We start from the raw sequence: 20441 nt of genomic DNA, 5'->3' as shown, positions 1-20441 counted from the left end.
TAAAAAATAAAAGAGGGTTATTTACCCTCTTTTTTATTTTTTGTTTTTCTTCCTGTCTTTCTCCAACGCTCTTTTTTAGGCTTATTTTCATCTTTTTGTTTTTTTACAGAATATCCGAAAGTTCCAAGCTGTTTTCCTAAACCAAAATATCCGCCATGAGAATAACATATAGGTTTTGATTTGTTAAAATGGAATTTACCTGTTTCGTCCATATACTCATCACTTACACTAACAGACACAACTTCACCTATAAACATATCATGGCTTCCAAGTTTAACTATCTCTTTGACTTTACACTCTATATTTACAGGAGACTCATATATTAAAGGTGCTGACACAACATTTCCTTTAAAAGGTGTTAGTTTCATTTCGGAAAATTTATCAACATCTTTTCCAGAACGGACACCACAAAAGTCACAGGCATAAGCAAGATTTTCTGTAACAAGATTTATTACAAATTCGCCGGTTTTTTTAATTATTTCATAGGAATGACGTTCAGGACGTATTGACACATAGGTCATAGGTGGGTTTGTGTTTATTGTACCTGTCCATGCAACAGTTATTATATTTTTCTCCCCTTCAATATCTCCACAGGATACCATTACCGCAGGAACAGGATATATCACTGTGCCCGGTTTCCATACTGATTTTCCCATTATGTTTTCTCCCTTCATTTTTACTGTGAATATATTATATTAAGTTTTTGATTTTGTAAAGGATATAGTTTAAAATAATGTTGTAATAAGTATATTTTTTATGTAAAATTAAATGTCAGACTAAAATTTTCGAGGAGATGAAAAGTATGAATTTGCCTGATAAGTTTGTTGAAAAAATGAAAAATATGCTAGGTGATGAGTATGAAGCTTATGAAAAATCTTTTGATGATAAGCGTTTATACGGACTTAGAATAAATACAATGAAAATTTCAAGAGATGAGTTTTTAAATAGAGGTATATATGAAGTAGAAGATGTTCATTGGTGTAAAGAGGGATTTTATTATAAAGAGGGTGAAAGACCTTCAAAACACCCTTATTACCATGCAGGAATGTATTATCTTCAAGAGCCTAGTGCTATGTCACCGGGAGCTGTCATTGATATAGAGGAAGGTGACAGAGTTCTTGATATATGTGCTGCTCCGGGAGGAAAAAGTACACAGGTAGGAGCTAGACTTAATAATACAGGTGTTCTTGTGTCAAATGATATAAGTACAAGTAGAATAAAAGCTCTAGTTAAAAATATTGAAATATTCGGTATAAAAAATACAATAATAACAAATGAGTCACCTAAAAAACTTCGCACAAAGTTTGAAGGGTATTTTGATAAAATACTTATAGATGCTCCTTGTTCCGGTGAGGGTATGTTCAGAAAAGAGCCTGATGTTATAAAGGCATGGGGTGACAGTATGAGTAAATTCTGTGTTGAACAGCAAGCTGATATATTGGAACATGCAGCAGCTATGCTTAAAAGTGGTGGGGAGATACTTTACTCAACTTGTACATTTGCACCGGAGGAAAACGAAAAGAGTGTAAATGATTTCCTTGATAAACATGAGGATTTTGAAGTTGTTAAAATATCTGATGAATACGGTTTTGAGCCGGGACACCCTGAATGGATTGAAAATGGCAGAGAGGAGCTTAAAGGCTGTGCAAGACTTTTCCCACATAAAATAAAGGGAGAAGGTCACTTTTTAGCACTTTTAAGACATAAAGGTGAAAAATATAGTTCATCAGCTCTTTTTGTAGAGGAAAAAAGTGATAATGATAAGAGAATTGAATTCTTTTATGAGTTCTGTGATAAGTATCTCAATATAAGACCTGAGGGAGTTTTCAAAATTTATGGTACATACCTTTATTTACTTCCTAAAGGTGTTCCAGCCCTTAAAGGACTTAGAGTAATTAGAAGTGGTTGGCTTTTGGGAGAGCTTAAAAAGAATAGATTTGAACCTTCTCAAGCTTTTGTAATGGGGCTAAAAAAAGAAGATATAAAAATTGCCATAGACCTTCCACTTTCAGACCCTAACGTTATAAAATATCTTAAAGGTGAGACTATTGATGTTGACTGCGACGGTGAAGGCTGGTGTGTTGTTCTCGTTGATGGTAGTCCTTTAGGTTGGGGAAAAATTAAAAATGGAAGAATTAAGAATAAATATTTTGTAAGTTGGAAATGGAATTAAAATATATAAAAAATAGAAAAGAGGAATAGTATGCCTTTCTTACCTGTAACAATGGAAGAAATGAAAGAAAGAGGCTGGGAACAGGCTGACTTTGTTTATGTCTGTGGTGATGCTTACGTTGACCACCCTTCTTTTGGTGCGGCTATAATATGTCGTGTTCTTGAAAGTAAGGGTTATAAAGTGGGATTTATTGCCCAGCCTGATTGGAATAAAAAAGAAGAGTTTATGAAACTTGGAAAACCTCGTCTTGGTTTTCTTGTAAGTAGTGGAAATATAGATTCTATGGTAAATCATTACAGTGTAGCTAAAAAGAGACGTCAGAAAGATGCCTATTCTCCAGGAGGGAAAATGGGACTTCGGCCTGATAGAGCTGCTATTGTATATTCAAATAAAATACGTGAAGTTTATAAGGATGTGCCTATAATTTTAGGTGGTATAGAAGCCAGCCTTAGACGACTTTCCCATTATGATTACTGGGATAATAAAGTTAGACGCTCAATATTACTTGACAGTGGTGCAGACCTTGTTTTATATGGTATGGGTGAACATCAGATTGTGGAACTGGCTGAGGCTTTAGACAGTGGTATTCCTGTAAGTGAAATTACATTTATAAAAGGCTCTGTTTATAAAACAAAAGATGAGACAAGACCATTCGATTTTATAAAACTTCCAAAGTATAAAGATGTCTTAAAATCTAAAAAAGAATACTCTAAAAGTTTTATGATACAGTATCAAAACACTGATGCAATAACTGCTAAAACTCTTGTGGAGGAATATGATGAATGGCTTGTAGTTCAAAATCCACCTTCACCACCTTTAAAAATGAATGAGCTTGACAGTGTTTATGCCCTTGATTATATGAGAACATATCACCCTATGTATGAAAAAGACGGTGGTATTCCTGCTATTGAGGAAGTTAAATTCAGTCTTATAAGTAATAGAGGTTGTTTTGGAAGTTGTAATTTCTGTGCTTTGGCTTTTCATCAGGGACGAGTTGTAACAGCTAGAAGTCACAGTTCTATTATAAGAGAAGCCGAAAAAATAGTTTGGGAGCCTGATTTTAAGGGTTATATTCATGATGTTGGAGGTCCTACTGCCAATTTTAGAGGTCCTGCTTGTAAAAAACAGGAGACAGAGGGAGTTTGTAAACATAGACAGTGTCTTTTCCCAACACCTTGTAAAAATCTTAAAATAGACCATAAAGATTATGTTTCACTTTTAAGAAAACTCAGAGAAATACCAAGAGTTAAAAAAGTATTTGTTCGTTCCGGTATACGTTACGATTATCTTATATATGATAAAGATGAAACATTTTTTAAAGAGCTTTGTAAATATCATGTAAGTGGACAGCTTAAAGTTGCCCCAGAACATGTTTCACCAAGAGTTTTGGCTAAAATGGGTAAACCTACAAGGGAAGTTTACGATAGATTTTATAAGAGATATTATGAGATAAATAAAAATATAGGAAAAGAACAGTATCTTGTGCCTTATCTTATGAGTTCACATCCAGGAAGTGACCTTGACGCTGCAATAGAATTGGCTGAATATTTGAGAGATATAGGACATATGCCTGAACAGGTTCAAGATTTTTATCCTACACCGGGAACTCTTTCAACTTGTATGTATTATACAGAGGAAGACCCAAGAACAGGAGAAAAAGTTTATGTTCCTAAAACTCCTCATGAAAAAGCTATGCAGAGGGCTTTAATGCAGTATAGAAACCCTAATAACTATGACCTTGTTATGGAAGCTCTAAAGAAGGCTCACAGAGAAGACCTTATTGGTTTTGATAAGCATTGTCTCATAAGACCAAGAAATTTTGGTGGTGCAGTATTTAAAGGTTCTAAAACAGATAGGTCAAAACAGAATTCAAAACAAAATAACTATTTTTCAGGTAAAAAGGTGAACGACTTTAAAAATAAAAATTCAGCAAAATCAAAAAATGACAAACCTAAAAAGAAAACAATAAGAAATGTTCATAAAAAGAAAAACTAATTTTTAAAAGGGGGTTGTTTTTGATGGTTAAATTTGACAATGAAAAATGTGTGGGATGTGGAAAATGTGTTTCGGAGTGTCCTTTTGGAATAATATCTGTGAGAAATGGAAAAGCCGGAAACCATAATATTGATTGTATGAAATGTGGTCATTGTGTCGCTGCCTGTCCATTTAATGCTGTTTATATTGAAGATTATGACATGAATGAAGTTTTAGACTTAAACAGAGAGTTTTCTATAAATCCAGATGATTATCTTTATATGATAAAAACAAGAAGAAGCATAAGAAACTATAAAAATAATACTGTTGAAATAGAAAAACTTGAAAAAATAATTGAAGCCGGAAGATATACAGCTACTGCAAAAAATACACAGAGTAACCAGTTTGTTGTTCTTCAAAATGATTTAGAAGAATTTAAAGAAATGTTTTGGACAAGCCTTGAAAATATTTTTGAGGATAGTGAAAAATCAAAAAATATACCTAAAGAAATACGTATGTTTTTGAAAAACAAGCGTAAAAATCCAGATGATGACTTTATATTCAGAAATGCACCTGCTGTTATTTTTGTTGCAAATGATAAACCTGTTGATGTGGGACTTGCTTGTCAGAATATGGAGAACATGGCTGTTTTACAAGGTCTTGGAGTTTTGTATAATGGATACCTTGCAAGACTTACAGATGCTATGACTAATCTTAAAAACTATATAGGAATAGAAAATGAAAAACAAATATTTTTGACAATGCTTGTTGGATATCCTGATGTAAAATATTTTAGGACAACACCTAAGAAAAAAGCAGATGTTATTTGGAAATAAAAAAAAGCCCTTTTTAGGGCTTTTTATTTTATTATTTTGTAGATTCTGTTGCAGGAGTTTCAGTAGTAGTGCCTTCTTCAGTACCTTCAGCAGGAGTTTCAGTAGTAGTGCCTTCTTCAGTACCTTCAGCAGGAGTTTCAGTAGTAGTACCTTCTTCAGTGCCTTCAGCAGGAGTTTCAGTAGTAGTACCTTCTTCTGTTGTCTCAGCAGCTGTTGTTATTGAGATTGTTGATGTTTCAGCATTCCAATCTACTGTAAATCCTAAAGCATCTCCAAGGTCTCTAAGTTTGAAGTAGTTGTATCCATCAATGTTATATGCTTCAAGAGTTACTTCTTTTTCATCTACTAATACTTTTGAGTCACTTGCAACAGCTGATTTTTTATCAGTGTTTTCAGAAACAGCCATTTCACCACCAACAGCTGTGTATTCAGCTTTTGTTGTGAGAGACATTGCATTGTTTTCAGCGTCCCAAGCAACAGAGAAACTGTTTGTTGTTCCGTTTAATGAATAAGAAATGTCTCTAAGTTTGAAGTAGTTATATCCTCCGATATTGTATGCTTCAAATTTTGTGTCTGTACCATTTACAAGTACGCTTGATGAATTTGGTGTTGCAGTAACAGCATCAGCAGCAAAAGCTGGAACAGATGCCATTGTTAATGCAGCTGCAAGTAAAATTGTAACTGTTTTTTTCATAAAAAAATCCCCTTTAATTAAAATACATTACAAAATAAATTTTAGCACACTTGTCCTTATAATACAATAGTCAATAAAACATGCTTTCTATGGTGGACAAATGTATTTTTTTTACTTGACATTTTTAAAATTTTCTGTAAATATATATCTATGTCAATTTGTTTTAAAAGTATAATTTTACATAGAGAGAAGGATTATTTTATGAAGTATATAGGAACAAGAAACCCAAATATAATATCAGAGGCTTCTAAGGCTGTTTTAAAAGGAATATGTGAAGACGGCGGACTTTTTATGCCTGATAAAATTCCTACAATGGATAAAAGCCTTGAGGAGCTTGTAAATTTAAGTTATCAGGAACTTGCCTATGAGGTTATGAAACTTTACATGAACGATTACACAGAGGATGAATTAAAATATTGTATAAACAATGCTTATGACAGTAAGTTTGATACAGATGTAATAGCTCCTCTTGTGAAACAGAATGATGTATCAATATTAGAACTTTTCCATGGAAGAACTTTAGCTTTTAAAGATATGGCTCTTTCAATACTTCCTTATCTTATGAAGACAGCAGCAAAGAAAAATGGTATTGATAAAGAAATAGTAATACTTACAGCCACATCAGGAGATACAGGAAAAGCTGCTCTTGAGGGATTTGCTGATGTAGAAGGTACAAGAATAATGGTATTTTTCCCAGAAGACGGTGTAAGCCCTGTTCAAAAACTCCAGATGGTTACACAGGAAGGAAAAAATACTTGTGTTGTTGGTATAAAAGGAAATTTTGATGATGCCCAGTCTGCTGTAAAGAGCATATTTACAGACCCAGAGCTTATAAAAGAACTTGATGATAAAGGTTTTATGTTCTCATCAGCTAACTCAATAAATATAGGTCGTCTTGTGCCACAGGTTGTATATTATTTTTATGCTTATATGCAAATGGTAAGAAGTGGGGAAATAAAACTTGGAGAAAAAATAAACTTTACTGTTCCAACAGGTAACTTTGGAAATATTCTTGCAGGATATTATGCTAAATGTATGGGACTTCCTGTAAATAAATTTATATGTGCATCAAATGACAATAAAGTTCTTTATGATTTCTTTAAAACAGGAACTTATGACAAAAATAGAGAGTTTATGGTTACTGTTTCTCCTTCAATGGATATACTTATATCAAGTAACCTTGAGAGACTTCTTTGTAAACTTACATCACCTGAAAAAACAAAAGAACTTATGGCATCTCTTGCAAAAGAGGGTAAATATAGCGTAGACATTAAAAATGATGAGATTGTTGGAGAGTTTGCAACAAAGGACGAAACTTTCAAAGCTATAAAAGATATGTATGAAAAAACAGGCTATGTTCTTGATACTCATACAGCTGTTGCTTATGCTGCTTATGAAAAATATAAAGTTGAAACAAAGGATGAAACAAAGACTGTTATTGTTTCAACTGCAAGCCCTTATAAATTTACAAAAGATGTTCTCTGTGCAATAGACAGCAAATATGAAAGTGGAGATGCTCTTGAACTTATGACAGAGCTTGAAAATATTTCAAAAGTTTCAATTCCAGAGCCTATAAAGGGAATTGAGTCAAGACCTGTGCTCCATAATAATGTATGTGAAAAAGACGGTATAAAGAATTTTGTAAGAGAAAAACTTAATTAATTTTTATATTTAAAAAGAAGGGATTTTGAAATAAAAATCCCTTCTTTTGCGTCTAATAGTTATAGGAGGTGTATATTATGGATAATAATTTTGATAATAAGGATAATAATAAAAAAAGTTTTTTTAATAAGAGGAATGTTTTTGGAGTTTTTGTTATATTGTTTTTGTGTGCTATATTTATTCAAAATATGGGACTTAAAGAAAGATTAAATAATATGAATAATACACTTAACTCATTTTATGGAATAAGAGATGAAATATCAAACATAAAATATGATGTTCATAACGAGCTTAAAAAACAAGTTGAAGTTTTCAGCGAAAGTTATATAGATATTAAAAGTTTTAATCCTGAAAATAAAACATATGCTGCTGAGGTTAGATTGACACCTAGAGAGTATACTCAAAATGATAAAATTTATGTTATAGTTGAAAGTATGGAAGATGGAAGCAGAAACAAGTTTGAAGCGGTAAATAATCAGGGAAAATTTATTGCATTATGTGAAAATTTAGATTTTAGTGTTGATGTTAATATTTGGGGTAGTGTTGAAAATGGTGATAATGTACGTCAGGAGTATGTTGAAACTGTATCACCTAAAGATAAATTTGCTTTAAATATAGAAAATAGTCATTTTGATGGAAGTATAGGTTTTGAATATAAAAGTAAAAATTTATCACTTCAAGGTGAAATGTATGTTAATATCATAAATCCTAGTGATAATAGTTCTGTTGAGAAATGTGATTGTGTTTTATATGTTTCTGATAAAGAGTATAAAACTATACCATTAGTTAAAAGTAATGATAATTTTTATGATTTAGAATATAGAGGGAATATAGATGAGAAAATAAATATTGATGAAAATGACACATTCACAGCTAAAATTATAGTGGAGGATAAAAACGGTTTTATTTATGAAAAAATAGTTGAAAAAATGGGATTTATAAATGGAAATTTTGAGAGTCTAAACTATGATTACAGCCAAAATATAATTTATTGAGATTTGTATATAATTTGATAAAAATGTCCATTTTTTGGACATTTTTATTTTTTTAACACTTTTAAAGACTATTTTATGAAATTTATATTGTTATTTTTGTCTAGTAATTTTATTGATTTTATACAATATATGCTTTAATATTATTGTATACAAGGTACATCATTAAATGGTATAATATTTTTGCATTGAAAGGAGTCTGGATAATTATGAAGTTATTTATTGACACAGCAAATGTAGAGCATATAAGAGAAGCCAACGACCTTGGTGTTATATGCGGTGTTACCACAAATCCTTCCCTTATAGCCAAAGAGGGTAGAGATTTTAAGGAAGTTGTAACAGAGATAACACAAATTGTGGACGGACCTGTAAGTGCCGAAGTTATTTCACTTGACCATGAAGGAATGGTTAATGAAGCTAGGGAACTTGTAAAAATTCATAAAAATATTGTTATAAAAATCCCTATGACTTATGAAGGTCTTAAAGCTGTAAAAATACTCAGTAAAGAGGGTATTAAAACAAATGTTACTCTTATATTCTCAGCAGGACAAGCTCTCCTTGCAGCCAGAGCCGGTGCAACTTATGTAAGTCCTTTTTTAGGCAGAGTTGATGATATAGGCTTTGACGGCATGACTATAATTGAGGAGATAGTTGATATATTTGACGTTCATGGAATAGATACTGAGATTATTGCAGCCAGCATAAGAAATCCACTCCATGTTATAAATGCAGCAAGAATGGGTTGCCATATTGCAACAGTTCCATTTAATGTTATAAAACAAATGATAAATCACCCACTTACAGATATAGGAATTGAAAAGTTCCTTAAAGATTGGGAGAGTGTACCAAAAAAATAATGTATTTCAATTAATTAATTAATCTTTGAAATATTTTTTATAAAATTTTTATGTTTTATTTTAGGAGGAAAACTATTTATGAAAAATATTGATTTATTAACAATCAATACTATCAAAGTTCTTTCAGCAGAAGCTGTTCAGAAAGCAAAAAGCGGACACCCTGGAATTGCTCTTGGTGCAGCACCTATGGCTTATACACTTTGGGCAAAAGAGCTTAAACACAATCCAAAAAATACTGACTGGGTTGACAGAGACCGTTTCGTTCTCTCAGCTGGTCATGGTTCAGCTCTTTTATATTCACTTCTCCATGTTTTTGGATATGGCTTAACTATTGAAGATATGAAAAACTTCCGTCAGTTTGGAAGTCTTACACCAGGGCATCCTGAATATAAACATACAAAAGGTGTTGAAACAACAACAGGCCCTCTTGGACAGGGTATAGCTAACGCTGTTGGTATGGCTATGGCTGAAAAACACCTTGCAGCAAAATTTAATAAAGAAGGATTTAATGTTGTTGACCATTACACATATGCTCTTTGTGGTGACGGTTGTCTTCAGGAGGGTGTTGCTTATGAAGCCACTTCTCTTGCAGGAACTCTTGGTCTTTCAAAACTTATTGTTCTTTATGACTCAAATCATATAACAATTGAAGGAGATACAGACACAGCATTTACAGATGACGTATGCAAACGTTTTGAGGCTATGGATTGGCAGGTAATCTGTGTTGCTGATGGTACAGATGTTGAAGCTATCAAAAAAGCTATTGAGGTTGCAAAAGCTGAGATAACAAAACCTTCTTTAATTAAAATAGAAACAAAAATCGGTGCTGGTTCTCCAAATAAAGAGGGAAAAGCATCAGCTCATGGTGAACCTCTTGGTGTTGAAGAACTTGCTCTTCTTAAGAAAAATATTGGTTGGGAATATGAAGAAGAATTCTTTGTTCCTGAAGAAGTTAAAGAAAGTATGGCTTCTATAATAAAAGCTGGAGAAGAAAAAGAAGAAAGCTGGAACAAACTTTTTGAAGAATACAAAAAAGCATATCCAGAACTTGCTAAAGAGTGGGATACATGGTTCAGTGGTGAAGTTGACAAAGAACTTCTTGATTCTGAAGATTTCTGGACATATGATGACAAAGCTACTGCAACAAGAGCTTCTTCTGAAATAGTACTTCAGAAAGTTTCGAAGATTGTTCCAAATCTTTTCGGTGGTTCAGCAGACCTTGCTCCTTCAAATAAATCTGTTATGAAGGATAGAGAGTATTTCTCAAAATCAAATCCAGAAGGCTCAAATATACACTATGGTATCCGTGAATTTGCTATGTCTGCAATAGCAAACGGTATGGCTGTTCATGGTGGTATAAGACCATATATAGCTACATTCTTTGTATTCAGTGATTACATGAAATCAGGTCTTAGAATGAGTGCTCTTATGGGACTTCCAGTTGTAAGCATACTTACACATGACTCTATTGGTGTAGGTGAAGACGGCCCAACACATCAGCCTATTGAACAGCTTATAGCTTTAAGAAGTATTCCTAACTATACAGTATTTAGACCTTGTGATACAAAAGAAACTGCTGCTGCTTGGTATGCTGCTTTAACAAGAAATACAAGCCCAACAGGTCTTGTTTTAACAAGACAGAACCTTCCTGTACTTCCTGAGACAGGTAAAGAGGCATTAAAAGGTGCTTATATTCTTAAAGATAGTGAAAAAGTTGACGTTATACTTATGGCTTCTGGTTCAGAAGTTGAACTTATATACAAGGCTTATGATGTTCTCAAAGAAAAAGGCATTGGTGCAAGAGTTGTAAGTATGCCTTCATGGGAACTTTTTGAAGAACAGAGCGATGAGTACAAAGAAAGCATTCTTCCTAAAAATGTAACATCAAGAGTTGCTGTTGAAGCAGGAATTGATTTCGGTTGGCATAAATACACAGGATTTGATGGAGAAATAATTTCTCTTACAAGTTTTGGTGCTTCTGCTCCAGCAGGACAGCTTTTTGAACATTTTGGATTTACAGTAGATAATGTTGTTGAAAAAGCTATGAAAGTAGTTAAAAAATAATATGGTATATTTTAAAAAGGGTTGGGCTTAAGCCTAACCCTTTTTTTTAAAAAAGAGGAGAGATATTTTTTATGAGAGTATTTATGGCAATAGATTTTTCTGATGAAATAAAAGATTATATTTATGATGTTCAGAACATTGTTAAAACAGCAACAAAAAAAGGCAATTTTGTTCCTCGTGATAATTTTCACATTACACTTCATTTTATAGGTGAAGTTGGAAAAGAAAGTATAGAAGGTCTCTGCGATGCTCTTTATAGTGCTGCTATACAGAATAGAGAGTTTAAATTGAGACTTAGCGATTTAGGAACATTTAACAGAGGAAACAGCAGTATACTTTGGGTTGGAACAGAGGAGAGCAAACCACTCTTTAGACTTTACAATACACTTTCAAAAACATTATCAAGAGAGGGATTTTCAGCAGGCAGACAAGGTCTTAAACCTCATGTTACCCTTGGAAGGGAAGTTGAATTTTATAACAATGTTAAAAATATAAGGGCAAAATTCCCTGTTGAGCACAGAGAATTTACAGTTGATAAAATAACTCTTATGGAAAGTGTAAGAAAAGGACCTAAACTTATATATAAACCTATATATACTGCAAATCTTAAAAAATCAAAAGAAATTAATAATAATCTATAAAAAATATTGAAAAAATAATTCAAAAAAGTGAAAAATTCAATAAAATTGTTCTATTTTTGTATTTTTTTAGGTAATTTATAATAAAAACTTGACAATTTGGTAGGGGTTATTATAACATAAACACTAGATATATCGTTAGATATTTTCTTTTAGTGGACACTTTAAGAGGAGGAAATATACAATGGATTTTACTTTGACAAAAGAACAGAATTTGATGCAGGAACTTTTTAAAAAGTTTGCTGAGACAGAAGTCAAACCTCTTGCAGAAATAATTGACGAAGAAGAAAGATTTCCAGAAGAAAACTTAAAAAAATTTGCAGAATGTGGATTTATGGGTATACCTTTTCCAAAGGAATATGGTGGACAGGGTGCTGATAATTTATCATACTCAATGTGTGTTGAGGAGATGGCTAAAGTTTGTGCAACAACAGCCGTTATAATTTCAGCTCATACATCCCTTTGTTGTCAGCCTATTTTCCAGTTTGGAACAGAGGAACAGAAACAAAAATATCTTGTTCCCCTTGCAAAAGGTGAAAAATTAGGAGCTTTTGGACTTACAGAGCCGGGAGCAGGAACTGACTCATCAATGCAGCAGACAACAGCTGTACTTGACGGTGATGAATACGTTTTAAACGGAACAAAAGTGTTTATAACAAATGGAGGATATGCTGATACATATGTTGTTATTGCCATGACTGACAAATCAAAAGGCAATAGAGGAATTTCAGCATTTATAGTTGAAAAAGGAACACCTGGTTTTAAATTCGGTAAAAAAGAAAGAAAAATGGGTATAAAAGGTTCTGCAACTTGTGACCTTATATTTGAAAATTGTCGTATACCTAAAGAAAATCTTCTTGGAAAAGAAGGTCAAGGATTTAAAATTGCTATGCAGACTCTTGATGGAGGACGTATAGGTATTGCTTCTCAGGCTTTGGGAATTGCCGAGGGAGCATTAAATGAGTGTATTGCTTATACAAAAGAGAGAAAACAGTTTGGAAAAACTATTGCTCAGTTCCAAAATACACAGTTTGAGCTTGCCGAAATGGCAGCAAAAATAGAGTCTTGCCAGCTTCTTTTAAGAAAAGCAGCCAGTGAAAAGGACGCTCATAGACCTTATGGTCATTTATCAGCTATGGCAAAACTTCTCTGTGCAGAGCTTGCCAGTGACGTTACAAGAAGATGTTTACAGCTTTTCGGAGGATATGGATATACAAGAGATTATCCAATGGAAAGAATGATGAGAGACGCAAAGATTACTGAGATTTATGAAGGTACATCAGAAGTTCAGAAGATAGTAATATCAAACTGGTTAAAACTTGGCAAATAATGTAAAAAACTGTTTTCTGTGATATTGATTTCACAATTAAATAAATTGGGAAATATTTCAAAATGTCATATAATTATACTATATATGTTGTTAAAGGGTTCTATATATCATTATTTGCATGAAACTTTACATAAATAATGTATATATTGCCATAAAATCACTGTAACCCTTTATATTTTGTATAGAATTTTTATAAAACATATTGACATATTATAGACAAGGGTGTAAAGTGTTATTATACATATAAAGAATAGATGCACGCTTAGTGTGTCGTTTTTTGGGGCATATACTTTGCATACTAATTATTAATTTTTTAAAGTTTGTGTATATGTTCACGGCCTTTACTGCGTATCTTCCTTTTGTGTATTAATCCACGCAGATGCACCGGTTTTTTATTCACCGTTGTGATTTAGGCGGCGGAATGGTTATGCATTTGTAATTTAATAATCGGTCACACACCCACCGGTTATTTTAATTTTTTATTATTATAATAGGAGGAATAAAAAATGGATTTCAAATTAACAAAAACACAGTTGCTTTGTCAAGAGTTATTCAGAAAATTTGCAGAAACAGAAATCAAACCAATTGCAAAGGATATGGACGAAGCTGAAGAGTACTCAATGGAGCTTGTAGCTAAACTTCAGAAAGCTGGTATTTTTGGTATACCTTATTCAAGAGAGTACGGCGGACAGGGAGCTGACAACCTTACATACACATTAGCTATGGAAGAAATGTCAAAAATCGATGCTTCAACAGGTATCACAATCTCTGTTCATACTTCACTCTGCTGTGCTTGTATCAATGAGTTTGGTACAGAGGAGCAGAAACAGAAATTCTTAAGACCTCTTGTAGACGGAAGCAAAATCGGATGTTTCGGACTTACAGAGCCTAACGCTGGTACAGACGCTTCAGGTGTTCAGACAGAAGCTGTTTTATCAGAAGACGGTACATATTACACAATAAATGGTACAAAGATATTCACAACAAACTCAGGATTTGCTGATACATTTATCGTATTCGCTCTTACAGATAAATCAAAAGGACAGAAAGGTATGTCAGCATTCATTCTTGATAAAGAAATGGAAGGCCTTTCAGTAGGAACAAACATTGAACGTATGGGTATCAGAGCTGCTTCTAACTGTGAAGTTGCATATGAAAACGTAAAAGTTCCAGCTGACAGACTTCTTGCTAAAGAAGGAAACGGATTTAAGATTGCCATGACAGCTCTTAACGGCGGACGTATCGGTATCGGTGCTCAGTCAGTAGGTATTGCTCAGGGTGCTCTTAACGAAACAATCAAATACGTTAAAGAAAGAAAACAGTTCGGAAAACCAATTTCTAAATTCCAGAATACACAGTTCAAGATTGCTGAAATGCAGACAAAAATTGACGCAGCTAGACTTATGGTTTGGAGAGCAGCTGTTGCTAAAGACAACCATGAAAACTATGCTCCATTAGCAGCTATGTGTAAATTATTCGCATCAGAAGTTGCAAACGAAGTAACAAGAGGATGCGTTCAGTTAATGGGTGGTTACGGATACTCAAGAGAATATCCAGTTGAAAGAGCAATGAGAGATGCTAAGATTACAGAAATTTATGAAGGTACATCAGAAGCTATGAAGATGGTTATCTCAGGCTCAATGAAGCTGTAATTAAACCTACATTTTAGAAAATAAATTTCGGAAGGAGAACTAAGATGAAAATCGTTGTATGTATTAAACAGGTTCCAGATACAGTAGAAGTAAAAATCGATCCAAAAACTGGTACACTTATCAGAGATGGTGTACCAAGTATTATAAACCATGATGACAAAACAGGTATTGAGGCTGCTTTAAGAATTAAAGAGCAGACAGGTGCAACTGTTACAGTAGTATCTATGGGACCTCCACAGGCAGACGTTGCATTAAGAGAAGCATTAGCTATGGGCTGTGATGAAGCTTACCTTGTATCAGGTAGAGAATTCGGTGGTTCTGATACATATGCTACATCAGGAATTCTTGCTGCTGCATTAAGAAAAATCGGATACGATTTAATTATCACAGGTCGTCAGGCTATCGACGGTGACACAGCACAGGTTGGACCACAGATTGGTGAAAAACTTGGACTTCCACAGGTTTCTTATGTAGAAGAAATTCAGGAAGTTGCTGAAGACCATCTTATCGTTAAGAGACAGTTTGAAGATGGATACCACATCATCAAAATCAAAACTCCTTGCTTACTTACAGCTATTGCTGAGCTTGCTACACCAAGATACATGTCAGTTAGAGGTATCGTAGAAGCTTACGAAAAAGAAATCAAAATCATTGGTTTTGAAGACTTAAAAGATGACCTTGAACTTGACATGATCGGATTAAAGGGTTCACCTACAAACGTTTACAAATCATTTACTAAAGAAGTTAAAGGTGCAGGTACAATCCTTAAAGATGTTTCTGCTGAACAGGCTGTTGCAGCTATTATTGAAAAACTTGATGCTAAACACATTATCTAATTTTAATTTTAGTTGAAATATAATAATAAGGAGGAGAACCCTACAATGAGTAAAGGAATTTATGTAGTAGTAGAACAGAGAAGCGGTAAAGTTCAGAACGTTGGACTTGAGCTTATTGGAGAAGCTACAAGATTAAAAGAAGATTTAGGCGACGACGTTGTTGCTGTATTATTAGGTAGCGAAATTGAAGACCAGGTTGAAAGATTATACCACTATGGTGCAGATAAAGTTGTTTTAATTGACAATCCACTTCTTAAAGACTATGTTACAGAGCCTTACACAAAAGCTCTTGCAGCAGTAGTTAAAGAATTTGACCCAGAAATCATGCTCTTTGGTGCATCTTCAATCGGTAGAGACGTTGCTCCAAGACTTGCAAGCCGTGTAAGAACAGGTCTTGTTGCTGACTGTACAGGTTTAAGAATGGCTAAAACAGAAGAAGAAATAGCTAAAGAAGAAGCTATGGGCTGTGCTGACGGTTCAAGAGCATTACTTATGACACGTCCTGCTTTCGGTGGTAACATCATGGCTACTCTTATGTGCCCAAGAACAAAACCACAGATGGCTACTGTAAGACCTGGCGTTATGAAGAGAATCGCTAAAGACACAACAAGAACTGGCGAACTCATCAGATTTGATGCTGGCTTAACAGATGCAGACATGAACGTTGAAATCCTTGAAGTAGTTAAAGCTACAAAGAAAGCTGTTGACCTTACAGAAGCTAAACTTATCGTTTCTGGTGGACGTGGTATCGGCGGACCAGAAGGATTTGATATGCTTAGAGACCTTGCTGATGTACTTGGTGCAGAAGTTGGTTCTTCAAGAGCTTGTGTTGACGCTGGCTGGATTGAAAAAGATCGTCAGGTTGGACAGACAGGTAAAACAGTTAGACCAGAACTTTATGTTGCTTGTGGTATCTCAGGTGCTATCCAGCACGTTGCAGGTATGGAAGGTTCTGAATTTATCGTTGCTATCAACAAAAATGATACAGCTGCAATCTTCCAGGTTGCTGACCTTGGTATCGTAGGTGACGTTAAAGTTATCGTTCCAAAACTTGCTGATGCTATCAGAAAGTTTAAAGAAGAAAAAGCTAATCAGTAATTAGAATATTTTCTTTAATATATAAATTTTATTTTGTGTCGTGAAGATAAAAGGCGTTTCCTTTGGGAGACGCCTTTTTTGTATATTTAAGTTTACTGTTATGATATAATATACTTTGTAAACTTATTTTTTGGAGGTGTTTTGATGGATAAAGTATTAAACATTGGTATTGCAGGTTTTGGAATGTCAGGACAGATTTTTCACGGCCCTTTCATAGACAATGACAAAAGATTTAATCTTAAAAAAGTCTATGAGAGAACAACAACAAAATCAAAAGAAAAATATAACTATGTTGAAGTTGTAAGAAGTATTGAGGAGCTTTTTACAGATGATATTGATATTGTTGTTATAAGCACTCCTAATAATACTCACTATGATTATGCTAAAAAAGCTCTTTTGGCAGGTAAAAATGTTATTGTTGAAAAACCTTTTTCAATAACAACAAGTGAGGGAAGGGAACTTATAGATATTGCCAATAAAAATAATTTAATGTTGGCTGTATATCAAAACAGAAGATTTGACGGGGATTTTATGACAGTAAAAAGTATTGCTGAAAGTGGAAAACTTGGAGAACTTCTTGATTATGAATGTAGATATGAACGTTTTGCTCCAAATAAAAATAAAAAGGTTTGGAAAGAAGAAAATATATTGGGAACAGGCTCTTTATATGATTTGGGAGTACATATTATTGACCAAGCATACAGTATTTTTGGAAAACCTTCTGAAATATACTGTCAGCTTAGAAATCAAAAAGAGGAAAGTTCTGTTGTAGATAATTTTACAGTTCATATGATATATAATAATGGTTTTAGAGCCACTTTGTATTCTTCTTTTATGGCAAAAGAGAAATTTCCACACTATGCATTGTATGGAAGAAAAGGAGCTTTTGTTAAATATGGAATGGATATGCAGGAGGAAAGACTTGTTTCGGGAATGAAGCCTTCTGACTGTGTTCTTGGAAAAGATATTGAAGAAAATTATGGCAAAATTAATTATACTGATGAAAATGGAAATGATATTATCGAAAAAGTTGAGACAATAGTAGGAGACTATGGAAAGTTTTATGATAATATATATAATCATATTATAAATGGAGAAGAATTATATATAAAACCGGATGAAGCTTTAGACGTTTTAAGTATAATAGAGGCTTGTATTGAAAGTGATAAAAAAGGTTGTAGAATAAAGTTATAATTTATATTGCAATACTACTTTTTTGTAGTAGAATTGTATGTATACAATTTATTTTGGAGGGGAATTTATTTTGGACATAAGAGAAAGACTTAAAAAAAGCAAAAGAGTTGTCATAAAGGTTGGTACATCAACAATTACATACCATGAAAACGGTAGACTTAATCTTAAAAGAATTGAAAAAATGGCGTGGGTTATTTCTGACCTTGTAAATCAGGGAAAAGATGTTGTTCTTGTATCTTCAGGTGCTATTGGTGTTGGTTCAACAAGACTTAATTTTACAGAAAGACCAAAAGAAACAAGAAAAAAACAGGCTGCTGCTGCTGTTGGTCAAGCTGTTTTAATGCAGATTTATCAGAATTTCTTTAATGAGTATAGCCAGACTGTTGCACAAATTCTTTTGACAAAAGATGATGTCAATATTGATGAGAGACGTCACAATGTTGAAAACACATTCAGAACACTTTTTGAAATGGGTGTTGTACCTATTGTAAATGCAAACGATACTATATCAACAGACGAAATTGAGTTCAGTGATAACGATAGACTTTCTGCTTTGGTTGCACAGCTTACAAGTGCCGACCTTCTCATAATTTTAACTGATATTGATGCACTCTATGACGGTGACCCAAGAGTTAACCCTGATGCTAAAAGAATTTCATGTGTTGAAAAAATTACAGATGAAATTATGGCTATGGCGGGAAGTAATGGTTCAAAATATAGTGTTGGTGGTATGATTACAAAACTTGAAGCTGCTAAAATGTGTGAAGAAAATAATATAGATATGGTTGTTGCCCATGGTGAAAACCCTACAATAATTGATGATGTTATAGACGGTTTGGATGTTGGAACTCTCTTTATAGGAAAACATTAATATCTTAAGAATAAATTACATTTATTTACCTGTCAATTTATGTATGATAAAATAAATATGTAATGCTTCAATAAAACTTTTTTGAAGGAGGTTTTATATGACCTGTAAAAAATGTGGTAAAGAATTTGACGATGAATTTGATTTCTGTCCCAAATGTGGATTTAAAGCTAAGAGTTCAAATGTTTTAAAAACAGAAAATCAATTAAGTAATATTGTAAAAGTTCTTATTGTTGTTGGTATATGTATAATTCCTTTTGTAGGTTGGATTGGCGGAATTATTGCTGGAATTATTTTTATGAATAATAGTGAAAGCGATTCAAAATCCTTTGGTAAAGCTATTCTTATACTTAGTATTATTATAGTTATTTGGAGTATGCTTTGTTGTGTTATTTTAGCAGCCTTTAATGTACGTATATTCAATACTATTGATAGAATAGAAAATATACCTTACGAGTATTATTATGAATTTGAAGAATTTATATAATTGATGAGGTGATTTTATGTATTGTCCAAACTGTGGCTCTTTTATAGATGAATTTAGTAAAGAGTGTGAAAAATGTGGCTACCAAATTAATGGTAATGAAAATAGTAATCAAAGTGATGTTATAGATGCCGAATTTACAGAGGAAACTGTAAAGGAGGAAACTATTTACGATAAAACAGATTATAATTTTAATTCAAATCAAAATAATGAAAATACTACTTTAAATAATGGTATAAAAGTTTTACTTGTAGCTATTACTGTTCTTTTTGGTGGATTAGGCCCTATTATAGGTCTTATTTCAGGTATTGTACTTATGGGAAAACCTTATGAGGACCATCGTTCTTTTGGTAAATTACTTGTAATATTAAGTATTGTATTATTTGCAATATCATTCCTCTGTTGCTGTCTGGGAGGATTTATAGATATTTTTCTTGCATTATTTACTGCATATTGATTGATATATTTTTCGCCATAGGCAGTTCTGTATGTCATCAAATGTTTGAGAGAAGCATATTTATGGGTGGAAATTATTTGCCGGTATGTGCCCGTTGTACAGGGATTTATATTGGTTTTTCAATTTCTGCCCTTTATTTATTTTTTTCAAAGGGATATAAGGGAAATAAAGTTTTTAATTTATATCAGACAGTTTTTATGATACTTTGTTTTTTGCCCTTTATGATTGACGGTGCAGGAAGTTATATTGGTCTTTGGCAATCAAACAATTTTTTAAGAATAATTACAGGTTCAATAGGTGGTTGGGCTGTTGTGCCTTTTATGGTTCTTGTTTATAATTTTTCTTCAAAGGGAGAAAATACCGTTCCTATATTTAAAAAGGATTACCACGTTATTTTTATATGTATTTTCTGTGTTTTAATAGGAATTACTATATATTACGGCATTTTAGACAAATTATACTTTGTTTTTTCTGTTTTAATATCAATGGGAATTGTGATATACTATTCAGAAATATGTGCTGTAATTTTAAAACTTATTTTTTCAAAAACTAGTGATAAAATTATATTGTCTGTATCTTTTATTATGGGTGTATCTATAATAATATTTGTTTCTATTATAACAGGAGGTTAA

19 protein-coding genes are annotated in these 20441 nt (G+C 33.0%); 17 read left to right on the top strand and 2 right to left on the bottom strand.

Translation table 11 applies throughout. The features are described from left to right. Positions 1-17: 17 nt before the first annotated feature. Positions 18-656: a flavin reductase family protein gene (locus tag B5E58_RS01090; RefSeq protein WP_088107829.1), complete on the bottom strand. Its 639-nt coding sequence runs from the start codon at positions 654-656 to the stop codon at positions 18-20. A gap of 146 nt (positions 657-802) precedes the next feature. Here B5E58_RS01090 and B5E58_RS01085 point away from each other — a divergent pair, with 146 nt between their 5' ends. Genes B5E58_RS01085 through B5E58_RS01075 form a run of 3 tightly spaced genes read left to right on the top strand, consistent with a single transcriptional unit; the run spans position 803 to position 4983 of the window. Next, the gene (locus B5E58_RS01085) at positions 803-2173 is read left to right on the top strand and encodes an RsmF rRNA methyltransferase first C-terminal domain-containing protein (protein WP_088107828.1); all 1371 of its coding nucleotides are present in this window, start codon (positions 803-805) and stop codon (positions 2171-2173) included. Positions 2174-2203: 30 nt separating this feature from the next. Further along, complete coding sequence (locus B5E58_RS01080) at positions 2204-4168, top strand: YgiQ family radical SAM protein (protein WP_088107827.1); 1965 nt, start codon at positions 2204-2206, stop codon at positions 4166-4168. A 23-nt stretch (positions 4169-4191) separates the two neighbouring features. Further along, positions 4192-4983 carry a nitroreductase family protein gene (locus B5E58_RS01075; protein ID WP_088107826.1) on the top strand — a complete coding sequence of 264 codons (792 nt, stop codon included), beginning with the start codon at positions 4192-4194 and terminating at the stop codon, positions 4981-4983. Positions 4984-5014: 31 nt separating this feature from the next. On the opposite strand, the gene B5E58_RS01070 is transcribed toward B5E58_RS01075, so the two are convergent. Then, the gene (locus tag B5E58_RS01070) at positions 5015-5677 is read right to left on the bottom strand and encodes a stalk domain-containing protein (protein ID WP_088107825.1); all 663 of its coding nucleotides are present in this window, start codon (positions 5675-5677) and stop codon (positions 5015-5017) included. 201 nt (positions 5678-5878) lie between these two features. Here B5E58_RS01070 and thrC point away from each other — a divergent pair, with 201 nt between their 5' ends. From thrC to B5E58_RS01000, 14 genes are all read left to right on the top strand, one after another. After that, positions 5879-7339, top strand: a complete 1461-nt coding sequence (gene thrC, locus B5E58_RS01065) for a threonine synthase (protein WP_088107824.1) — start codon at positions 5879-5881, stop codon at positions 7337-7339. A 77-nt stretch (positions 7340-7416) separates the two neighbouring features. Beyond that, complete coding sequence (locus B5E58_RS01060; RefSeq protein ID WP_088107823.1) at positions 7417-8334, top strand: hypothetical protein; 918 nt, start codon at positions 7417-7419, stop codon at positions 8332-8334. A 206-nt stretch (positions 8335-8540) separates the two neighbouring features. After that, positions 8541-9188 (top strand): fructose-6-phosphate aldolase, encoded by a 648-nt coding sequence (fsa, locus tag B5E58_RS01055; RefSeq protein ID WP_088107822.1) that lies wholly within the window; start codon positions 8541-8543, stop codon positions 9186-9188. Between the two features lie 78 nt (positions 9189-9266). Then, positions 9267-11252 carry a transketolase gene (tkt, locus tag B5E58_RS01050; protein WP_088107821.1) on the top strand — a complete coding sequence of 662 codons (1986 nt, stop codon included), beginning with the start codon at positions 9267-9269 and terminating at the stop codon, positions 11250-11252. Positions 11253-11323: 71 nt separating this feature from the next. Further along, the gene (gene thpR, locus B5E58_RS01045; RefSeq protein ID WP_088107820.1) at positions 11324-11893 is read left to right on the top strand and encodes an RNA 2',3'-cyclic phosphodiesterase; all 570 of its coding nucleotides are present in this window, start codon (positions 11324-11326) and stop codon (positions 11891-11893) included. A gap of 181 nt (positions 11894-12074) precedes the next feature. Then, positions 12075-13220: an acyl-CoA dehydrogenase gene (locus B5E58_RS01040; RefSeq protein WP_088107819.1), complete on the top strand. Its 1146-nt coding sequence runs from the start codon at positions 12075-12077 to the stop codon at positions 13218-13220. A gap of 506 nt (positions 13221-13726) precedes the next feature. Next, positions 13727-14872, top strand: a complete 1146-nt coding sequence (locus B5E58_RS01035; protein ID WP_088107818.1) for an acyl-CoA dehydrogenase family protein — start codon at positions 13727-13729, stop codon at positions 14870-14872. A gap of 44 nt (positions 14873-14916) precedes the next feature. Beyond that, on the top strand, positions 14917-15708 hold the full coding sequence (locus B5E58_RS01030; RefSeq protein ID WP_088107817.1) for an electron transfer flavoprotein subunit beta/FixA family protein: 792 nt from the start codon (positions 14917-14919) through the stop codon (positions 15706-15708). Positions 15709-15753: 45 nt separating this feature from the next. Next, a complete protein-coding gene (locus B5E58_RS01025; protein ID WP_088107816.1) occupies positions 15754-16806 on the top strand; it encodes an electron transfer flavoprotein subunit alpha/FixB family protein in 1053 nt (350 codons plus the stop codon). Positions 16807-16950: 144 nt separating this feature from the next. Next, positions 16951-18000 carry a Gfo/Idh/MocA family oxidoreductase gene (locus tag B5E58_RS01020; RefSeq protein WP_088107815.1) on the top strand — a complete coding sequence of 350 codons (1050 nt, stop codon included), beginning with the start codon at positions 16951-16953 and terminating at the stop codon, positions 17998-18000. Positions 18001-18070: 70 nt separating this feature from the next. Further along, positions 18071-18871: a glutamate 5-kinase gene (gene proB, locus B5E58_RS01015; RefSeq protein ID WP_330395584.1), complete on the top strand. Its 801-nt coding sequence runs from the start codon at positions 18071-18073 to the stop codon at positions 18869-18871. A gap of 97 nt (positions 18872-18968) precedes the next feature. After that, positions 18969-19355 (top strand): zinc ribbon domain-containing protein, encoded by a 387-nt coding sequence (locus tag B5E58_RS01010; protein WP_088107813.1) that lies wholly within the window; start codon positions 18969-18971, stop codon positions 19353-19355. Positions 19356-19371: 16 nt separating this feature from the next. After that, positions 19372-19809 (top strand): hypothetical protein, encoded by a 438-nt coding sequence (locus B5E58_RS01005; protein ID WP_088107812.1) that lies wholly within the window; start codon positions 19372-19374, stop codon positions 19807-19809. Beyond that, the gene (locus B5E58_RS01000) at positions 19806-20441 is read left to right on the top strand and encodes a DUF2085 domain-containing protein (RefSeq protein WP_158097630.1); all 636 of its coding nucleotides are present in this window, start codon (positions 19806-19808) and stop codon (positions 20439-20441) included. Before B5E58_RS01005 ends, B5E58_RS01000 begins: the two co-directional genes overlap by 4 nt.

The organism is Tyzzerella sp. An114 (genome assembly GCF_002161055.1).
Taxonomy (GTDB): domain Bacteria; phylum Bacillota; class Clostridia; order Lachnospirales; family Anaerotignaceae; genus Fimicola; species Fimicola cottocaccae.
The sequence above is the reverse complement of the archived record's forward strand: the minus strand, read 5'-3'. Positions and strand labels throughout refer to the sequence as shown.